This window comes from Glutamicibacter sp. HZAU (assembly GCF_004100365.1).
GTDB lineage: Bacteria > Actinomycetota > Actinomycetes > Actinomycetales > Micrococcaceae > Glutamicibacter > Glutamicibacter nicotianae.
Map to the genome: position 1 here is coordinate 1 of NZ_SCKZ01000012.1, position 16,129 is coordinate 16,129.

Genomic DNA, 16,129 nt, shown 5'->3' on the forward strand with positions numbered 1-16,129 from the left:
GGCGAAGTTCCAAAACATGCCTGACCCGGTCTGATCTGTTACCGATGTCCTGAGACACCGAGTGTTACCGATGTCCTGAGACAGAAGTGTCACCGGTGTCTTGAGACATCACACAGTTAAACAGAAGGTGCAGTTCCAATTTTCCTCGGAACTGCTCATTTCACCATCCGAGGTAATTCTTAGCTATAGATTCCGATCGACAGAAAGTATGACTCAGACCCTTCCGTCCGGTTATGTCTACTCGTGATAGTTGCTCTTGAACCCCAGCGAATGACGCTGGTCTTGATTTGGTTTTTTTGAACTGAACATAGCTGGATCTAGCATAAACAGTCCTCCGGCCACTGGCAGGAACATCAATGCAGGTAACCAGTTTGCGAAAGCCAGCAAACCGAGGGCAACCAGTAGGACCACAAGTGCGGAGATCTTAGTTAGGTCCTTCATCAGTCTGTGCTCCAAACAATGCATCGCCGGGGAATCATCGAACCATATTCCTTATGGCTCGGAGTCTAACCCCACAGATAGTGGGAAGCAATAGTTAGTAAATTGGGCTACCAAATTGAGCCAGCCAATTTTCATAGATACAACCTTGCTCTGAATCGGCGGCATACAGTGGTACCCCGGGCTAAGTTCAAGCACAATCCCCGCTCTATCTCCATCGAATCCCTTCGGGGAAGTCGCCGCTCTGCATCGGTTGCACACAAAATCTCATTGCCGTCCCGCAGAGGGTTCCCCCAATGGACTAAATTCATGGCTCAGGAATGAGTGCAACAGGGTATTACCCAGCTTGAAGCAGCCCCAGCGGACAAGAAAATTGAAAGCTACGAGCCACAAAGACGGTACTGAGGTAGCCTTTCATTAACATCAGCTGAAGGGTTCAAACATGGGTATCCGCAAGGTTTTCGCAGCAATGATCTTTCTCGGTGCGATGGTGTCGATCAGTGCATGTTCAGGACATACAGGAATTCAGGCATTGGAGCGCCAGGCCTCTCCCGAGGACATCCTTCCCGACGCTATCGAACTCGCTGACCCCATCAACAGGGAAAGCTCACGATTACTAACCACCCACGAACAAGTGCAGTATTTCGTTGCCACGGCCAATGATTCCGCGGACGGTTGCATCATCGTTGTTCCCCAAGGAGCAGACCCCGAATGGTTCGCCGGCTGTGGCTTGCTGGGGGCAACCGACGTGATTGTCACCGCGTCGACAACACCCGGCAACAAGGCGGCGACTCTGGTCAGGGATGACGCGGACACACGAGCGCTGGAATCCGAAGGATGGACGAGGATCCACGACAATATCCTCATCCCCAGCCCGTAGCCAAGATCCTTGGACTTCTGGGCTGCCATGCTGACGCGGACACCAGCCGAAGATCTTGACCTGTTGAGGAGAACAATCGATCGGTGGGCGCCGTCAAATTTGCCCAGTAGGGGTTCCTCTTGCGGGCGGCTCGGCGCAGTGCTGAGGACTACGGACAAAAGTGCTGAGGACTTCGGAAACTGACAGAACCCCGGCGACACGCCGGGGTTTTTTGTTTCAGAAACGTCTTTCAAAACTGATTCATTGCACAACCTGGCTGTGTACCGTTTTTGATATGGCAGTCATTGGATATGCGCGAGTTAGTACGCGCGAGCAGAACCCGGAGTCGCAGGCGGCCGAGCTGCGCGCGGCCGGAGCAGGGCAGATATTTACTGACCGTGGGGAGTCGAGCAGGGAGGCTGCGCGGCCGCAGTGGGTGGCATGCAAGGCGCAATTGAAGCCGGGGGATACGCTGATCATCCGCGCCCTGGATCGCGTGGCCGGTGAAGAGCGAATGGCCATTGAGATTATCCGCGAGCTGGGGGAGCGTGGCGTGAGGATCAAAAGTCTTACTGAGCCGTTTTTTGGACGTGGACATATCTACGCCGATGGGCGAAGCCATTGTGGGCATCATGGCGGTTATGGCGCAGCTGCGCGTTTCTATGATCCGGGAGAACACCCGCCGGGGTTTGGCGCATGCGCGCGCCCAGGGCCGGGTAGGAGGCCGGCCGCGCGTCATGGATGCAGACCGCATCGACACGGCGCGGCAGCTGCGCGAAGAGGGGAAGAGTTATGCGCAGATCGGCAAGATTCTTGGTGTCAGTGCAGCGAGTATTTACCGTTCGTTATCGAGCGAAAATCGTTGATTCAGAAATATAACTAATGTTATATTGGAAGTGAAGGAATTTCTATTTTGAGGTTTAGGAGGTTGTTATGAGCCAGCTGATGGAACGTCCGCAGCATGATGAAATGCGTGCGCGGCTGCTGAAAGCTCGGCAGCGTATGGAAGTTGATTCGCTGGACTATAAGCGGACTTTGAAGGCTGCTGCGGGCGGCATGACTCAGAAAGAGATGGCGGCGCTGCTGGGCATGTCTCAGCCAGCGGTGGCGAAGGCGTTGCAGCGTGCCCAGGCGGTACCGGAAGTGGTGGGCGAGTTCAACGCTGCAAGTCCTTATGAGGTGTGCCAGCGGTACGCGGCCGGGTTTATCGACCGTGAGGAGCTGGTGCGTGTGCTGGTCGCGTGGCCGTACAAGCCGACCCCTTGGGCGAACGAGTATGGTGAGTACGAAGAGAGCCTGGACGGTACGTGGGAAGAAGTAGGCGACGCACTGCGGCATGAGCTGATTGATGCAGCTACTTACGATGAAGTGTTGACGAAGACGGCCGATTAGGCGGCGAGCAACCGAAGGGCGGATCGTTGGCTAACGACGAATCAATAGAACGACATTACGCGGCCCTGCGCCAGGTGCTGGCTGATCCTGATATGAATCCGCGCGGGGCATACTCGACGATCAGACAAGGGCAGTATTTCATCCAAAGCGGATCGCGGCCTCGTGCCACATCGGAACGGGAACTCTTGCACAAGAAGTGGATGCAAGAAGTGATTGAGGACTCTGCTAAGCGCGGAGAAATCAAGCACGAGGGAAAAGCTATTGTGATGGCTGGGCCGCCCGGAGCTGGCAAAGGCACTGTGCAGCGCGAACGCTTGAATGATGTTCCTGGTTACGTTCAGTGCGACCCGGATATTTTCAAGGAGAAGATCATCCAGCACGAGCTGGATAGCGGAAACCTGGATCGTCTGAAAACGCCATTGGTGAAAGAGCTTGAAGCCCAGGGGCACAAGTTCGCTCCAATGGAGTTTGCTGCGTTGGTGCATGAAGAATCGTCCATGCTCAGCGCCAAGCTACAGAAAGACTTGCGCAAGGACGGCACGAACTATGTCATTGATACGGTGCTCAAATCGCAAGGGTCGGCGCAGGAAGTTGCCGCTACCTTGGACAAGCGCGGCTACACCTACGATGTGGTGAGCGTGCAGGCCTCATTCGAGGAGTCCAAGGCCGGAATTTATGGCCGGTGGCAGGCCGGGCGCGATGCTTTTGAACGCGGAGAGAGTCAGCTTGGCGGCCGTCCGGTGCCATCTGATTTTGCGAATAATTTGGTCACGCCGGAGGGCAAGTCTGCTACCGAGGAAGCGGCAAGGTGGTTGGCTGAGAATGGCAAGGGGGTTGCCAGTTTCAAGCAGTTCCGTCGAGGTTCTGCGATCCCTGAGATTGATCAAGTGAAGCAGGATGGCAAGCTCATGGCGCGTCGTGCAGCGACGGCACGGCAAGGTTTTCCCAAGGGCCACGGGGTGCCGAAAACTATCGGGAAGTCTAATCGAGCCGGTCGGGATCGAGGTACTGGAATCGGAGAATAAAGTCCGATCGATTCAGGGAGCTTTATCCTGGCGGGTTGCCATTACTAGAGGCCGTGCACGGGCCGCGATCACTCGTCGTAAGTGAACTCAGGTACCGCAGCTTGTGGCTTGTGTGCGGGCGGTCGATTGGTTCCTGCTGTCCATCATGTGTGCGAAAAAAGCAGCGGAGCGGGAGGGCTTTTTTCGTGCCCATGTGGGCAGGAGGCTACCTAACGTAACCAGGTTTAAAAAGTGGGCCGGTACTCACCTTTGGGTGAGTGCCGGCCCATTGCTATGTGCTCGTTCAGCTCTCTGCTGGTGCAGTCGTTTGGTCGGCCTTTTTGCGAGGCCGGCGACGGGACGGCGAGCCGATTTTGTTCAGCTCGGTTTGCGTCCATCCCTTCTTCAATGCAGCGGCGAAAGCTTGCTTTTCGGCGGCCTTGGCTTGCTCTAGCTGCTGCTCGGCTTCCACACGCGCGGCGACGGCTTGGGCGATGTCGTTGGCGGCTTGCATGCGCAGGTCGTTTTGCGCTTGGAGCTGTTCGAGGATGCGGCTTGCTGCGTCACTCATGGCTTGAACCTTCCGATAGGACTGCGCCACCTCGGCTAGGCCGATCTGGCGAACTTGTGATGCTTCCAGCGTAGCGCGGGCATCTTCTGATGCCAACGCATGTTGCACCCGCTAGAGACGAAGTGCCCCGCCGAGAAGGCGGAGCAAGCTATAAACTTAGGTGCCCTAAGTTGCTTGTGTCCTTGAACTGTGGTTCTGCGGGTGGGACAATCGACCTATTGGGTCGATTGGTGTTGCACTGGGCTGGGAGGTTGATTCGCATGGCTCGCTTCGATTCGCGCAAGCGTCAGCCGAACGCGACTGGCGGCCGTTCGGTGCGCCGCGTGGTGAAGCTGACCCTTGAGCAGAACCTCGCGTTGCAGGTCATGGCCGACGAGCTTGATGTCTCTGTTCCGCGGTTGTTGGTGGAGTCCACGTTGTCGCAGTCCCGTGGAGAAACTGCTGCCGAACGCCACGAGCTGATCACTTCCTTGTTCTTGTTGCAGCGTGGACTTGCCGCTGCGGGAAACAACATCAACCAGATCGCCAGGGCGACGAATGCGACCGGTGAAATCAAGGGCGAGCTGCACGATTCTTTGGAACATCTGCGCGCGACGGTGGCGCGCATTGATGAGGTCTTGGAGTCGTTGAAGATCGTGGGGGAGCCGGCATGATCCCCAACGTCACTCGTGGTGGTCGCATGGCTGGTTTGATGAACTACCTGGTTGGCCCTGGACGTTCCAACGAGCACGAGAACCAGCGGTTCATTGCCGGAGATGATCGGGTGACTTTCGCCTACGCGCCAGGTGCTGAATTGTCGAAGTACGATGCGTTTGAAATTGCCGAGATGCTGGATGCTCCACGCAAGCTGCACGGCACCGAAGTGACCAAGCCGGTGTATGCGAAAGACGAAGAATCCGGCGAGTTCTTGAAGGATGAAAACGGCAAGAAGATCCGCACCGGGTCGAAGGATGCGCACGTATGGCATTGCTCCTTGGCTGTTGAATCCGGGTACGGTTCAGTGCCCGATGAGCAATGGGAAAAGATTGCGGCATCCTTCGTGGAAAAGATGGGTTTCATTGACCCGGACGGCGCAAAATCCTCGCGCTGGGTTGCGGTACATCACGGCGCATCGAAGAACGGCAACGACCATATTCACGTAGTGGTGTCGATGGTTCGCGAGGACGGAACCAAGGCGAGCACGCACAATGATTTCCACCGTGCCCAGGTCGCGTGCCGCGAGCTCGAATTAGAGTACGGATTGCCTCGGTTGGAGTCCCAGGAACACGGCAAGGGTCTGGCGGGGGAGAAGCCAGCAGAGCGTGCGAGGGCCGAGCGCGGGAACAATGCTTTGTCGGATAAGTTCGAGCTGCGTCGCCGTCTGCGTGCAGCACTCTCCACAGCGAACAGTGCCGAAGAATATGTGCGCCATGCGCAGGATCTGGGCGTGCGTATTGCTCCGAGTTTCAAGGCCGGATCGAACAGTGAAGTGCGTGGCTATCGGGTGTCTTTGGGCGAACGCGGCAGCGACAACAAAGTGATTTGGTACGCGCCATCAAAGCTGGATTCCACTCTTGCCTGGAATGATATTCACGCCAGGTTCGGGAACAAGGATCGCGTGGCCGGGGATGCCTATTTGGTGTCCTTGCATTCATCGAACCAGTCCCGGGAGCACCGCAAGGCAGTAGCTCGTCCGGTGTCTGTTCAGCAGTTGGAACGGATGATGAGCCACAAGACCGGGCCGGATACGCTGGCGAACATTTACGCCCGCTTGTCGTTGCAGTTCGAGCGCGGCAAGCCAGCGACGTTCCAGCAGCTTTCCGAGTCTTACGCCCGTGCTGCCCAGGGTGGAGGTAACGTGCGCTACGCGGCAAGGCTTAACCAGCGATTCAAAGCTGGCAAAGGTTATGGCTGGGTGGCTTTGGCGAAGCAAGCTGGTCGTTTAGGCCGCGTCATGATGCAGAATCATATGGCTGCTGATCGGCCTCGTTTTGCTTCGGGTGTTGATCGCTTGATCAACGATGCCGAGAACATTGTGAACGCGGAAATGAAACGTATCCAGGCACAGGAAGCGCAGAAAGTGGGTGCGCCGAAGGCACCGCATGTTCCGTACCGAGATTGGAACGCCGGGGCACGTCCTGTATCGGGTACTGACCAGGGTTACGAACGATAGGCCCAAACCTAACGAGAGGAAGCACCGTGGAAAGCCAAGAAGAATCAGAGATGATGCAGGACTTCGGCAGCATTGTCCGAGCTGTCATGGGTTCGGGAATGCAAATGGCCGAGAACGCCCAGCGCCGAGCACAAATGCGGCTGTCTGAGGTCAATGCGGAAGCAGAGCGTGAACGCAACGTGGCTCAGATGGTTCACCGAGATTTATCCTCAGCGCAGTTCTGGAAGAGTGCTGGCAGCGAAGCGATTGCCGACAGGATGATCGTGGCCAGCGAACTTGCTGGACGCCATGAGTCAGCTTCCCAGGCGTTCATGGCTGGTGCTGACCGTATCCGCAACCAGTTTGGCATCAACGTGGAGGACATTAACCGGGATCACCCCACGGCAGCCACTGACCGCCACCAAGCCTTGCGTGATGCGCTGGATGACTACCTGGCCGGCCAGCGGGAGAACGCCGAAGGCAACCCGGTAGCAGCCGAGCGGGCGCAGGAGAACGAAGAAACTCACCAAGCAGTGGCAGAGCGTGCAACAGGTGAAGAACAGTCTGATGAGGCTCACGTTGACGCGGCCGAGCGGCGCGCCGAGCAAGAGCCGGTGCTTGGCGGAAAAGAACAGGGGGAGGCAATTGAAAATTCTGCGGCTCTCGCAGCTCCTGGTCAAGCCGATGGGGCGAAACCTGGTTCTGTTGATGCAGTGCAGAACCAGAACAGCCCGGCTGCGCAACGGCTGCTGACGGTGTGGAAAGAGAAGGGCGGCAAAGACGCTGATTTCCCGCTGGCACCAACCACCGCTAATCCCCAGACAGCCATGAAGAATCGCAAACGAGTCATGGCCGGGGCCGCGTCCGCACGGACTCAGGGACAGGAGCTGTCGCGATGATTGGCATTCCCCCAAATGATGATGAGCTGGATCTGGACGGCGGGGAGACGAACGAGCCAGAGCAGCAGCAGTCAACCGCCCAACAGCCGGAGAACGGGCAAGAAGCGGACGAACGGCCCTTCGTTTACGAAGATGCCGAACAATGGCTGCACGGCTATGCTCTGCCCCGCTATTTGCGCAAGCATGGCCCCTCAGGTCATGCGTGGGCACCGAATTGGTATGAGTACCCGGAAGTGTATTCGGTGATCACCGCGTTGTGGGAGACATGGGAGCAGATGCGGTGGGATGGCCCGCAGCAGATCCTGGTGTTCTATCGGGACTACTTCTACCCGCTGATGGACAGACTCACCGCGCTGGACGGCCCGTTCCATGCGTATGACAAGGTGATGCATCCAGATCTTCCTGAGATGTTCCCAGTGCACGAGGCCCCGGACGGATATTTCAGGAATGCAGATTCCACCGTTTCGATTGCAAGTGATTAGCCAGGAACTTCTGCTATTTTTGTTGGCACTATGAATAAGCACGAGTGGGGTACTAATCAGCTTCGTAGGCTTGGTGAATCCATCCGCGACGAAACAGAACCTAGGTCAGGCACGCCTGATTATGTAGATGTCATGTCGTATTTCAACGATTATGCAGATGAAATTCGACAAAAAATCCAGGTTCTTGATTGGACTACTCTACTTTCAGATAGAGAGTATGAGGTCTCGTCTAGGCCCAAAACCATTGATACGCTCAGACAGAAGCTCCAGCGTGACAGACGAACGCCGTTACAGAGCATCCAAGATATTGCGGGCATCAGATTTGAAGCTGAAATGACATTGCTCGAGCAGGATGCAGTTGTTACCGCCATTGCGGGGATGTTCGATGAGAATGAGGTGCAGATCCGTGATTTGAGATCAGAACCCCATAGCGGCTATCGGGCGGTTCACCTTTGGTTGAAAGAGCCTGCACGTGCCGAGATCCAAGTTCGCACTCAACTCCAAGGTAAGTGGGCGAATATGTATGAAGCAGCCGCTGACGTTTTAGGACGAGAGATTCGGTATGGAGTTATGCCGACACATCCGAATGAATCGCGAACGGTCTTATTTCTGCATGCCATCTCGTCAGCGATTGCTGAACTTGAACGACGGTATAGTGTTTTTCACGTCAAGGACCTATCAATAGATCAGCGTCCAAAGTTTTCAACTCGCTACACTAGGATGAGGAAGAAAGACTTGCGTAGACGTAATCGTATTAACGATATATACGTAAGACATGAGAGAGAACGGCTTCTTCTGAAAAGGATGGAAAGCCGTATCGCCTTGGACTGTGACGAAATTAGAGAGCAGTTCGAAGGTCTACGAAGGATGGAGGAGGGAAAGCCATGGCTGGATTCGTAATCCAATATCATCGGTTCTCTGGTGACCGTATCGTCAAAGAATTTGACGGTCCAGAGGGTTCTCGCGAAGCGTTGCTTGAACGGCTGAAACTCGAAACAGAGCGCCCTAATTCGGATTGGGAAATCGTGTCCTTGAACAGCGACTCACTGGAGACCATTAAGAAGACCCACTCTCGTTACTTTAGCGGCCATACTGTATCTTCCATGGCTGTCTGATCTTCATCTTTAATCTGAAGCCCTCGACAAGAGAACTTGTCGAGGGCTTCATTCCGTTAGTTGAGGTTTCGTATAGTCCCCACATGTTCGTAGTACCTCTGCGAGCCCTGTACATCCTGGGCATACGGTTTGGCCGAGTAGTGCTGCAGCTCGATCAATCCCGCGGGCAGGCCCGAGCTGGTGAGGATCGCCCGGCCCCGTGGCAACGCCGCCAGGTCGGCGACATCCAGGATCTTTTCGCGCTGCATCGAGCTGGACACTGAACGACCTGTGCGGCCGCTGGTGCTTGACGAGCGTTTGAGCACGTCCCGTTCCCCGATCACCTGGGCGAGGAACGGCAGGAACTTATCGTCAGATAGGCCAGATCCTGCCACGCGGATATTGGCTGCACCCCAAAGCTTGTTCATGCCCTTCTCGCCGTAGGCTTCCACGCCCTGGCTATAGGACTGGAAGAACGTGGACACTACGATGCCTCGCGAGCCGTAGTGCGAATACACATCCGGCAGCTCGCGCCAGCGAACGACATTCGCGGCCTCGTCCAGCACGGCTGTGAGCGGGGTTTTCAACCGGCCACCGGGCTGTCTAGAGGCGGTCTTTTCTGCCTCGGTCATGACGGCCATGACCAGGGCAGCGGTGATCGCACGAGCTGATCCGCCGCCTTCCTTGGAGATGAGATACAGGGTGTCTGTTCCGGTGGCCAGCTTGCGATGATCCAATTCGGGGCGATTGGCCCCATTATGGCGAATCCAGGGAATCACCTTGTCGTAGGACAGGACATTCACCCAGGGGCGCATCGTGCCATACACGCCGTCACGCTGCTTCGGGGTGAGCTTCTGGATCTGCTCTAGCGAACCGGCCAGGGCGACGTGGCCCTGGTCTTTGAGCAGGTCGCGGGCGTTGAAATCCTCGGGATCTTGCGCCCACGAAAACACATCGGTAATCGGACGTCGGCCCACAGCAGCGGCAAAAAACAGGTGCGAGAGCAACCGCTTACCGTCAGACTCGAAATACGCGTCCTGCTTCGCGCCTGCGTCGGTGGCCGAGGCCAGGAACACGTCAGCGAGCTTTTCGGCTGTTTCCATGTCGGTGACGAATGACAGCGGGTTCCACCACCAGGAACGTTCTTCACCGATGATGCCCTGCACGTCGTGAACCCAGACGGTGCCCACGCGGGCGCGTGGGCCACGGGTCATGTCCACAATGTCGCGCTTGTTGGAAGTGGCCAGCACCGGGCCGCCGGTTTCCAGGATCTGTGGGACGCACACGCACGAGGTCTTACCGGCACGTGGCCCCATCAACCAGATCTGCACCCACTCATAAGAAGCAAACAAGGGCTTGCGGTTGTTGACCAGCTTGGCCAAGGGCGAGCCGATCCCGGCTTTCTGGGCACCGAGGCGTTCCGCGTCGGCACGGGCCGCTGGTTCTTCCAGGCTCTTGAAATCCTTGGCATGGCCCATCTCCCTGGCCAGGTGATCCACGCGCGAGCTGGTGCCCCGGCTGCGCCGCCACACGATCAGCAGCATCACGAGAACTGAGAGCAACAGCAACAGGCCCAGGATGAACACAGCGATTTGGATGCCGCCGACCGGCGCGTATCCTCGGCCTTGATCCATGAGGATCTGCACCGGATTATTCGACGTATTTTCCACCTTGGGATCGAGGATTGCCCCGAGAGTCCACAGCAACACCCCCAAGATGCCTAAGGTGAGAATGCCGCCGCCGACCATCCACAGCGCGTCATCGTTCGCTGGCTGGTTCTTGCGCCCCGAGCGCGGATCTGAGGAAAACATTATTTGACCATCTCCCAAGCCCGGTTGGTATCGCTGATTTCAAATTCCAGATCAGTAAGCTGCGTGACGAACGGGGTGCCCGGGTTCTTGCCCACTTTCATGATGAAGTGACCGGCACCAGGGCGACGGGAAGCCTTGTTGGTTTTCGGATCAACCACGGCTTCACCGGTCCAGTCGGTCATCAACGATTTTTCCTTGGAGGACAGGGCGAACACTTCTTCCAGATTGCCCATCTCCGAAGGAGCCAAGCCGCCAAGGAACACGAGCGCGGAGCGTTCCACGAACCCCCAGGCGGTGGCCGTCAGGTGCTCCTTGGATAGCCTGAGGTCGTTCATGGTGTGGGTGATCATGACCTGGCCAATGCCGCGCCCACGGTTCAGACGCGTAATGGTGTCAATGAAGTGCACCATGTCATCGCTGGCGCGCAGGATGCGCCACAGCTCGTCCATGACCAGGAAGTAGGTGCGGCGCTGCCGTTTGCCCGCTGCCGCCAGGTGCTGTTCGGCCGAGACGGTGGCTGATCCGAGGTTCCAGCACAAGGACTGCACGGCAGCGACCAGAACACTATCGTTTTCGTTCACGCCGGAAATGTCGAATACCACCGGCACACCGGGGGTGATATGAGCATCCGAAGGCTTGGCGAACATGTCCCCATACGCGCCGGAAGGGCCGAGGTTGATCAACGCGTCCAGCAGCGCTTGAAGGCGCTGGTCGTATTCGTGGTCATCATCGTAGGCCAGGACGTTTTGGCGCAGCACCTCGGGCCGGGAACGAATGAAGTCCACCAGATCCCCGATCAATGGTGCCTCGGTCAGATTCGGGTCAAGTTCATTGATCGCCACCGAAAGGCACGTGGACTCGTGCGGTTTCAGCGGCCGGCCCAGCATCATCGAGGCGATGCCTTCCATGAGCGAGCGGCGGCGGCTGATCATCTCCTGAATTGCAATGTCCCGCGCCTTCTCGTTCTCAATCTCGTTCAAGCTGGCCACCAGCGGCCCCAGATCCAACGGATTCAAATGCCCCTGGCCAGGGGAGAAGGTGATGACCTGCCCGCCCAGAGCGCGGATATGCGGCACGTAATCGGGGCGTGAGTCGGCCAGGATCATCGGCACCACGCCCCAGGCTGAGAGCACGGCCAGCAGGCGGTGCACCAGCGAGGTCTTGCCTAGTCCTGGCTGGCCGAGGATGAAGGCGGAAGGGTTGGAAATGATGCCGTTGAGGAACCAGGAAATAGGATCGCCGGTCACGAGCGTGTTGCGCAGCAGATGGCGGCCCAGAGGTGCGCCAATGGTCGGCAATCCGGCTCCGTTGACGAAGGGCCAGAACCCGCACACCTGCACCGCTGAACCTTGAATCTCGACCGGGTTTTCGATGTAGTTCACCGGCCCGCCGCCACGGCGGTTCCACCCTGCATCGCCTGGAACATAGCGCGATTGGGCGCCCTCAGCCAGCAGTCGGGAAAGCAAGCCTGGTTCCTTGGCTGGCTTGGGGGCTGCCTTCTTCGCAGAGCGTTCCAAACGGGCCACGTCGCGCTTGGATAGCGTGAGGCTGTGGGACTGGGTGAGATGTGAGAGCGCCAGATCCTCAGGGCTAGTGTGCTGGCGTTTCTTCGAGAGTTTCAGGGGAGTCATTAGAACCACGTTTTAATCTCGTCGGGGATCATCATGTGATCAGGTACCACCATGCCCAAAGGCAAGCCAGACTGGAAGGTCACTGCCTGGTTCGCCAACGCCTCGCGTACCCGCAGTTTCGCGTGGGACACCAGGCCGGGAACGGTGCGGTCGAACTTCTTCAGTTCCGCTTCATCCTTGACGCTGATCGTTATGATCAGTCCGAAGCGGGTCAACCCGGAACCCAAGGCTTCTTCCTGGGCGGTTTTCTGCGCTGCCGCCAAACGCTGGCGGGCACGCACGGATACGCGCTGCTGCGAGCCGGAGAACATCGCATCCTTCTGCTCGTTCTCCACTACCGTTGAAGTCTGATCAGCCGGGATCGGACGATACAGCAAGGTCACGCGCTTGCGCAGCGCGCCTTCACTCGGTGCAGTCAAGCGGGCCAGTGAGTTGGACATGAATGCGCCGCGCGGCCCTTCATACATCGTCCAGGACTTGGACACCGCACGGTCGTGCCGGTAGTGATCGAACGCGTCCAAAGCGAAGGACGGCCCCGCATCCTCCCAGGCAAGGCCGGTGCCGCCAGCGGCTTGCGCTTCCTCCACTGCTACAGCGGTGGTCGGGTCGTAGGCAACACGGGTGAAGTCGATGATTTCCTGGGCGGTGTTAGGGCGTACTGCTCCGGCCCCGGTGTTCGCCAGACCGGAGATGATGCCGGGGAGCTTGTTGCCGATTTCCTCGGCCATTTCTTCCATGCCTCGATCCCCGGCCTTCCCATCGAGGCGGCGGCCGTCGAAGGTGAGGGTAATGCGGGCCACGACCTCAGGAGCGGTGGAGTTATCAGTCTGCGCGATACGTTCAACGACACGCTGGGCGAATTCGGGAGCGTCCTCGCGGTGGTTATCCGCCAGCAGTTTTTGCAGACGCAGGCCCGAGTCCTGGGACGATTCGATGGTGACGGAGGCACCGCGGATTCCTTCATCCAACCCGCGCTGGGTCAGCCAGTTCGCCCAGTGCGCTACCTGGTTATCCACGTCGGCCTGGTCAATGAGGTTATCCCCGTTGGGGAAGCATTCGAGCACCACGGAGTAATTGTGGTGGCCACGGGATGAGAGGCGGATCAGGCCGAACGGGTTGCCGTAGGAATCCATGGATTCGGTCAAATGCGATTTGGCCATCAGCCCCGGCAAGCGCACTTGCCCGTCGGGGGTGAACCCGGTGGGGCCGGAAAGGTATACGTGCTTTTTGGATGCGACTTTCTGCCGCTGCGCTAGACGTAGCATGAGTCTCCCGTAGATTGATCGGCCTTGTTTTTTGGTGACCAGCAGCAGCATGGCACCGAGGATGGTGGCCAGGGCGATGATGACGGCGGCCATGATCCAGCCGCGTGCTGCGGTGACGATGACGATCAGGACGATGGGCACCAGCATGAGGCTTTGGCCCATGGACAGGCCCAGCAAGCCTGAGCGGCGCGGCACGGTCAGGTTGCCGAAGGTGTTCGGTTCGATTCGCGTATCTGTGGTGGCCATGATTATTCGCCGTCCTCGTCTACGAGCTTGCTGGGATTCGCGCCGTTGGCGATGCCTTTAACATCGCTCATTTTCTGCATGGCTTCGTTGAGCTTGTTGGGTGCTTTCGCCCCGGGCGGGCCACCAACAGACGGTGTGTCTTGGCTGTTTGACGTTCCTTGGCCGGTATTGGAGGCTTGGGCCGCGTCCCCGGACTTGGAGCCGGCCCCCGAGGGAGACGAGCTGGAACCCGTGGAAGCCGACGAACCAGAACCGCTCGAAGTACCTGCAGTAGAAGTACTTGATCCGGAACCGGTGGAGCCAGCACCCGAAGATCCTGAACCCGTCGACTCAGTGCTGCTGCCGGTGGCTGATCCGCCCGAGCTGGACCCAGTGCCAGAACTGCCCTCGCCTGAGGATGTTCCGGAGGCCGAAGCCCCGCCGCCCGTACCACCGCTGCTGATCGTTTCTGACGCGCCAGAACCGCCACCGGTAGATCCAGCACCAGTGCCGGTATCGCCACCAGCAGAGGAACTGCCAGTGATTGCTGATTCCGCGCTCTTGCCCGTCCCAGTCGTGGATGTTGTGTTGCTGGCACCTTGGGGCATCGCTGCTGCTCCCTTGCCGGCTGCTGCTGCACCGCCAGTGCCCGCCAGAACGGCGGCGCCGGCTGCGAGGGTGACACCCGCGCCTAAGGCTGCGCCGCCGGAGAACGCGCCAGCGCCGACCCCGGCGGCAGGAACGATGAATTTGATCAACGCGGGCAACGCCAACGCCGCCAACAACAGGATCAACAATGCAATGAGGGTGGCGTGCATCGCCTCGGGAACTGATGGTTCTTGTCCTTCCGGGGTACCGGTAGGGGCGAGAATGCGCAGGCCCAGTGAGTAGATTCCCGCCGCCACAGGTTTGAACAGCAATAGGGCGACTAGCCAACCGTTGGCTTTACGCCATGCTTGGCGGCCCTGTTCGGAGCCACTGGCCGCAGCCAGCACGACGATGAATGCTGAGAGGATCAGGAACATCACGTCGCGGAAATACATGAACAGTAGATTGATGATGGAACCTAGAAGCAACAGGATATACAGCAAGAAAGCGGTGCCGGGGCTTGCGATGAGGGCCGAGACGGCGGGGAGCATTTGGGTGAGATCCACTTCGCCCCCGGTGGATCGCTGCACGATCCATTTGGAGAACTCGTCCGAAGCCGTCAATAGCACTCCGATGCCGACTGCGTAGGCGGTTGCGGCGAGAATCAGGTTCACGATCGGGGTGGCCAAGCCGATCAGGCTGTTCTTCACATCTTGGGACATGACGAGCTTGATCAGGCCGAGGAAGAATCCCAGGACGGCGAACCCTGCAACGTACCAGGACATATCTTCTCGAAGGCTGATGACTGCCGCGTTGTTCACGTCCGGGCTGGGTGAGTCCATCCAGAATGTGGAGATCTGCGACATGAAGGCCACCGCGCCATCAAACATGGACTTGATGAACTCGGCAATCGCGCTATCAGCAAGGTTTTTTATCCCATCGCCAATTTGACAGCCAAATTCGAATGCACCACACCCCTCTGTCTGAGCCATATTGATTCACTACTTCCAGTCGGTGAAAGTGGACGTGTCGTTGACCAATTTCCAATCAGCAATTCCGGAAGAGACGTCTAAACGCCAATCATGCTCTTTGTCGCTCCACACCATGTCGATGCGCAACGAGCCGCTTTGTCCGGCCTCGGTGGCTAGGTATTCGATTGATGCGGCATCATCGCTGCTGTTCATGACTCGGTATCCCTCAATAAGCGGATAGTTTGAACCTTCAATGCTGTTTTCTCGGTCAAAAATTTCTTGCCGTTTTGGAGATTCATGGGCCGCTTCTAATGCTCCTCCAGCAGTGAAACTGAAGCCCAAGGAAATGCCTGCATAGAGGGCGCCGGACGGCGTGTGGCTAAAGCAGCGCCAGAACTCACCGTCCACCTTCGCCGGCCCATGCTCCGCCGAGACCGGCAGCAGCATCCCGGCAGGGTGACGCTTCCACTCCGTAGCCGGGGCATCGTTCGGGAACGATGTGTCAGTGCTCAGCGCAGGACAATCCCCAGTCGTTGGCTTGGACGCCGAGGCCGAGGGGGAATTAGAAGGTGGCGCGGTTTCGACCGGCACCGAAGGAGCTGGCGCGGTCGGTGTTGCTTCTGGCTGCGGTGGGGTGCGGGGGAAGAAAATGAGCCCGAGGATCACTACCGCAGCGATGAAGGCGAGGATACCGCCCCAGAGCTTCCAGTTTTTACCTAATGGATCAGTTTCAGCCATGAGGATCTTCTCTTTCTCTTAGACGGTTCA

At 57.9% G+C, this 16,129-nt stretch carries 16 protein-coding genes and 1 pseudogene; 11 read left to right on the forward strand and 6 right to left on the reverse strand.

The window, feature by feature from the left end:
• Positions 1–880 precede the first annotated feature (880 nt).
• From EKH49_RS15215 to EKH49_RS15230, 5 genes and pseudogenes are all read left to right on the forward strand, one after another.
• Positions 881–1,318 (forward strand): hypothetical protein, encoded by a 438-nt coding sequence (locus EKH49_RS15215; RefSeq protein ID WP_128471517.1) that lies wholly within the window; start codon positions 881–883, stop codon positions 1,316–1,318.
• Positions 1,319–1,592: 274 nt separating this feature from the next.
• A pseudogene (locus EKH49_RS17070) lies at positions 1,593–1,808 on the forward strand (recombinase family protein); the annotation flags it as partial.
• A 97-nt stretch (positions 1,809–1,905) separates the two neighbouring features.
• The gene (locus EKH49_RS17075) at positions 1,906–2,163 is read left to right on the forward strand and encodes a recombinase family protein (protein WP_269088449.1); all 258 of its coding nucleotides are present in this window, start codon (positions 1,906–1,908) and stop codon (positions 2,161–2,163) included.
• A 67-nt stretch (positions 2,164–2,230) separates the two neighbouring features.
• The gene (locus tag EKH49_RS15225; protein WP_128471518.1) at positions 2,231–2,689 is read left to right on the forward strand and encodes a hypothetical protein; all 459 of its coding nucleotides are present in this window, start codon (positions 2,231–2,233) and stop codon (positions 2,687–2,689) included.
• Between the two features lie 26 nt (positions 2,690–2,715).
• Positions 2,716–3,714, forward strand: coding sequence for a zeta toxin family protein (locus tag EKH49_RS15230; protein ID WP_128471519.1), 999 nt, complete (start codon positions 2,716–2,718; stop codon positions 3,712–3,714).
• Positions 3,715–3,997: 283 nt separating this feature from the next.
• On the opposite strand, the gene EKH49_RS15235 is transcribed toward EKH49_RS15230, so the two are convergent.
• A complete protein-coding gene (locus tag EKH49_RS15235) occupies positions 3,998–4,264 on the reverse strand; it encodes a hypothetical protein (RefSeq protein ID WP_128471520.1) in 267 nt (88 codons plus the stop codon).
• Positions 4,265–4,524: 260 nt separating this feature from the next.
• Here EKH49_RS15235 and mobC point away from each other — a divergent pair, with 260 nt between their 5' ends.
• From mobC to EKH49_RS15265, 6 genes are read left to right on the forward strand one after another with little or no spacing between them, the layout of a single operon-like run.
• Positions 4,525–4,917 (forward strand): plasmid mobilization relaxosome protein MobC, encoded by a 393-nt coding sequence (gene mobC, locus EKH49_RS15240; protein WP_161567541.1) that lies wholly within the window; start codon positions 4,525–4,527, stop codon positions 4,915–4,917.
• On the forward strand, positions 4,914–6,416 hold the full coding sequence (locus EKH49_RS15245; protein WP_128471522.1) for a relaxase/mobilization nuclease domain-containing protein: 1,503 nt from the start codon (positions 4,914–4,916) through the stop codon (positions 6,414–6,416). The genes mobC and EKH49_RS15245 overlap by 4 nt, the downstream gene beginning before the upstream one ends.
• 26 nt (positions 6,417–6,442) lie before the next feature.
• On the forward strand, positions 6,443–7,294 hold the full coding sequence (locus EKH49_RS15250; RefSeq protein ID WP_128471523.1) for a hypothetical protein: 852 nt from the start codon (positions 6,443–6,445) through the stop codon (positions 7,292–7,294).
• Positions 7,291–7,776 (forward strand): DUF4913 domain-containing protein, encoded by a 486-nt coding sequence (locus EKH49_RS15255; RefSeq protein ID WP_128471524.1) that lies wholly within the window; start codon positions 7,291–7,293, stop codon positions 7,774–7,776. The genes EKH49_RS15250 and EKH49_RS15255 overlap by 4 nt, the downstream gene beginning before the upstream one ends.
• Positions 7,777–7,806: 30 nt before the next feature.
• A complete protein-coding gene (locus tag EKH49_RS15260) occupies positions 7,807–8,676 on the forward strand; it encodes a hypothetical protein (RefSeq protein WP_128471525.1) in 870 nt (289 codons plus the stop codon).
• Positions 8,661–8,891 (forward strand): hypothetical protein, encoded by a 231-nt coding sequence (locus EKH49_RS15265; protein WP_128471526.1) that lies wholly within the window; start codon positions 8,661–8,663, stop codon positions 8,889–8,891. The genes EKH49_RS15260 and EKH49_RS15265 overlap by 16 nt, the downstream gene beginning before the upstream one ends.
• Before the next feature lie 56 nt (positions 8,892–8,947).
• Here the strand turns inward: EKH49_RS15265 and EKH49_RS15270 are convergent, their stop codons facing one another.
• The 5 genes from EKH49_RS15270 to EKH49_RS15290 all read right to left on the reverse strand — a co-directional run bounded on the left by EKH49_RS15270 (position 8,948) and on the right by EKH49_RS15290 (position 16,099).
• Positions 8,948–10,681 (reverse strand): type IV secretory system conjugative DNA transfer family protein, encoded by a 1,734-nt coding sequence (locus tag EKH49_RS15270; protein ID WP_128471527.1) that lies wholly within the window; start codon positions 10,679–10,681, stop codon positions 8,948–8,950.
• Positions 10,681–12,312, reverse strand: coding sequence for a hypothetical protein (locus EKH49_RS15275; protein WP_128471528.1), 1,632 nt, complete (start codon positions 12,310–12,312; stop codon positions 10,681–10,683). The genes EKH49_RS15270 and EKH49_RS15275 overlap by 1 nt, the downstream gene beginning before the upstream one ends.
• Positions 12,312–13,823, reverse strand: a complete 1,512-nt coding sequence (locus EKH49_RS15280; protein ID WP_128471529.1) for an SCO6880 family protein — start codon at positions 13,821–13,823, stop codon at positions 12,312–12,314. Before EKH49_RS15280 ends, EKH49_RS15275 begins: the two co-directional genes overlap by 1 nt.
• Before the next feature lie 2 nt (positions 13,824–13,825).
• Entirely contained in the window at positions 13,826–15,280 is a 1,455-nt protein-coding gene (locus EKH49_RS15285; RefSeq protein ID WP_128471530.1) for a hypothetical protein, read from the reverse strand.
• Positions 15,281–15,391: 111 nt separating this feature from the next.
• Positions 15,392–16,099, reverse strand: coding sequence for a hypothetical protein (locus EKH49_RS15290; protein WP_128471531.1), 708 nt, complete (start codon positions 16,097–16,099; stop codon positions 15,392–15,394).
• Positions 16,100–16,129: the final 30 nt, after the last annotated feature.

What these genes read in the sequence shown, in the direction of transcription:
- EKH49_RS15290 (WP_128471531.1), bottom strand. Translation starts at nt 16,099, where the DNA reads ATGGCTGAAACTGATCCATTAGGTAAAAACTGGAAGCTCTGGGGCGGT.
- EKH49_RS15215 (WP_128471517.1), top strand. Translation starts at nt 881, where the DNA reads ATGGGTATCCGCAAGGTTTTCGCAGCAATGATCTTTCTCGGTGCGATG.
- EKH49_RS15280 (WP_128471529.1), bottom strand. Translation starts at nt 13,823, where the DNA reads ATGGCCACCACAGATACGCGAATCGAACCGAACACCTTCGGCAACCTG.
- EKH49_RS15275 (WP_128471528.1), bottom strand. Translation starts at nt 12,312, where the DNA reads ATGACTCCCCTGAAACTCTCGAAGAAACGCCAGCACACTAGCCCTGAG.
- EKH49_RS15270 (WP_128471527.1), bottom strand. Translation starts at nt 10,681, where the DNA reads ATGTTTTCCTCAGATCCGCGCTCGGGGCGCAAGAACCAGCCAGCGAAC.
- EKH49_RS15255 (WP_128471524.1), top strand. Translation starts at nt 7,291, where the DNA reads ATGATTGGCATTCCCCCAAATGATGATGAGCTGGATCTGGACGGCGGG.
- EKH49_RS15235 (WP_128471520.1), bottom strand. Translation starts at nt 4,264, where the DNA reads ATGAGTGACGCAGCAAGCCGCATCCTCGAACAGCTCCAAGCGCAAAAC.
- EKH49_RS15260 (WP_128471525.1), top strand. Translation starts at nt 7,807, where the DNA reads ATGAATAAGCACGAGTGGGGTACTAATCAGCTTCGTAGGCTTGGTGAA.
- EKH49_RS15245 (WP_128471522.1), top strand. Translation starts at nt 4,914, where the DNA reads ATGATCCCCAACGTCACTCGTGGTGGTCGCATGGCTGGTTTGATGAAC.
- EKH49_RS17075 (WP_269088449.1), top strand. Translation starts at nt 1,906, where the DNA reads ATGGGCGAAGCCATTGTGGGCATCATGGCGGTTATGGCGCAGCTGCGC.
- EKH49_RS15265 (WP_128471526.1), top strand. Translation starts at nt 8,661, where the DNA reads ATGGCTGGATTCGTAATCCAATATCATCGGTTCTCTGGTGACCGTATC.
- mobC (WP_161567541.1), top strand. Translation starts at nt 4,525, where the DNA reads ATGGCTCGCTTCGATTCGCGCAAGCGTCAGCCGAACGCGACTGGCGGC.
- EKH49_RS15225 (WP_128471518.1), top strand. Translation starts at nt 2,231, where the DNA reads ATGAGCCAGCTGATGGAACGTCCGCAGCATGATGAAATGCGTGCGCGG.
- EKH49_RS15285 (WP_128471530.1), bottom strand. Translation starts at nt 15,280, where the DNA reads ATGTTTGATGGCGCGGTGGCCTTCATGTCGCAGATCTCCACATTCTGG.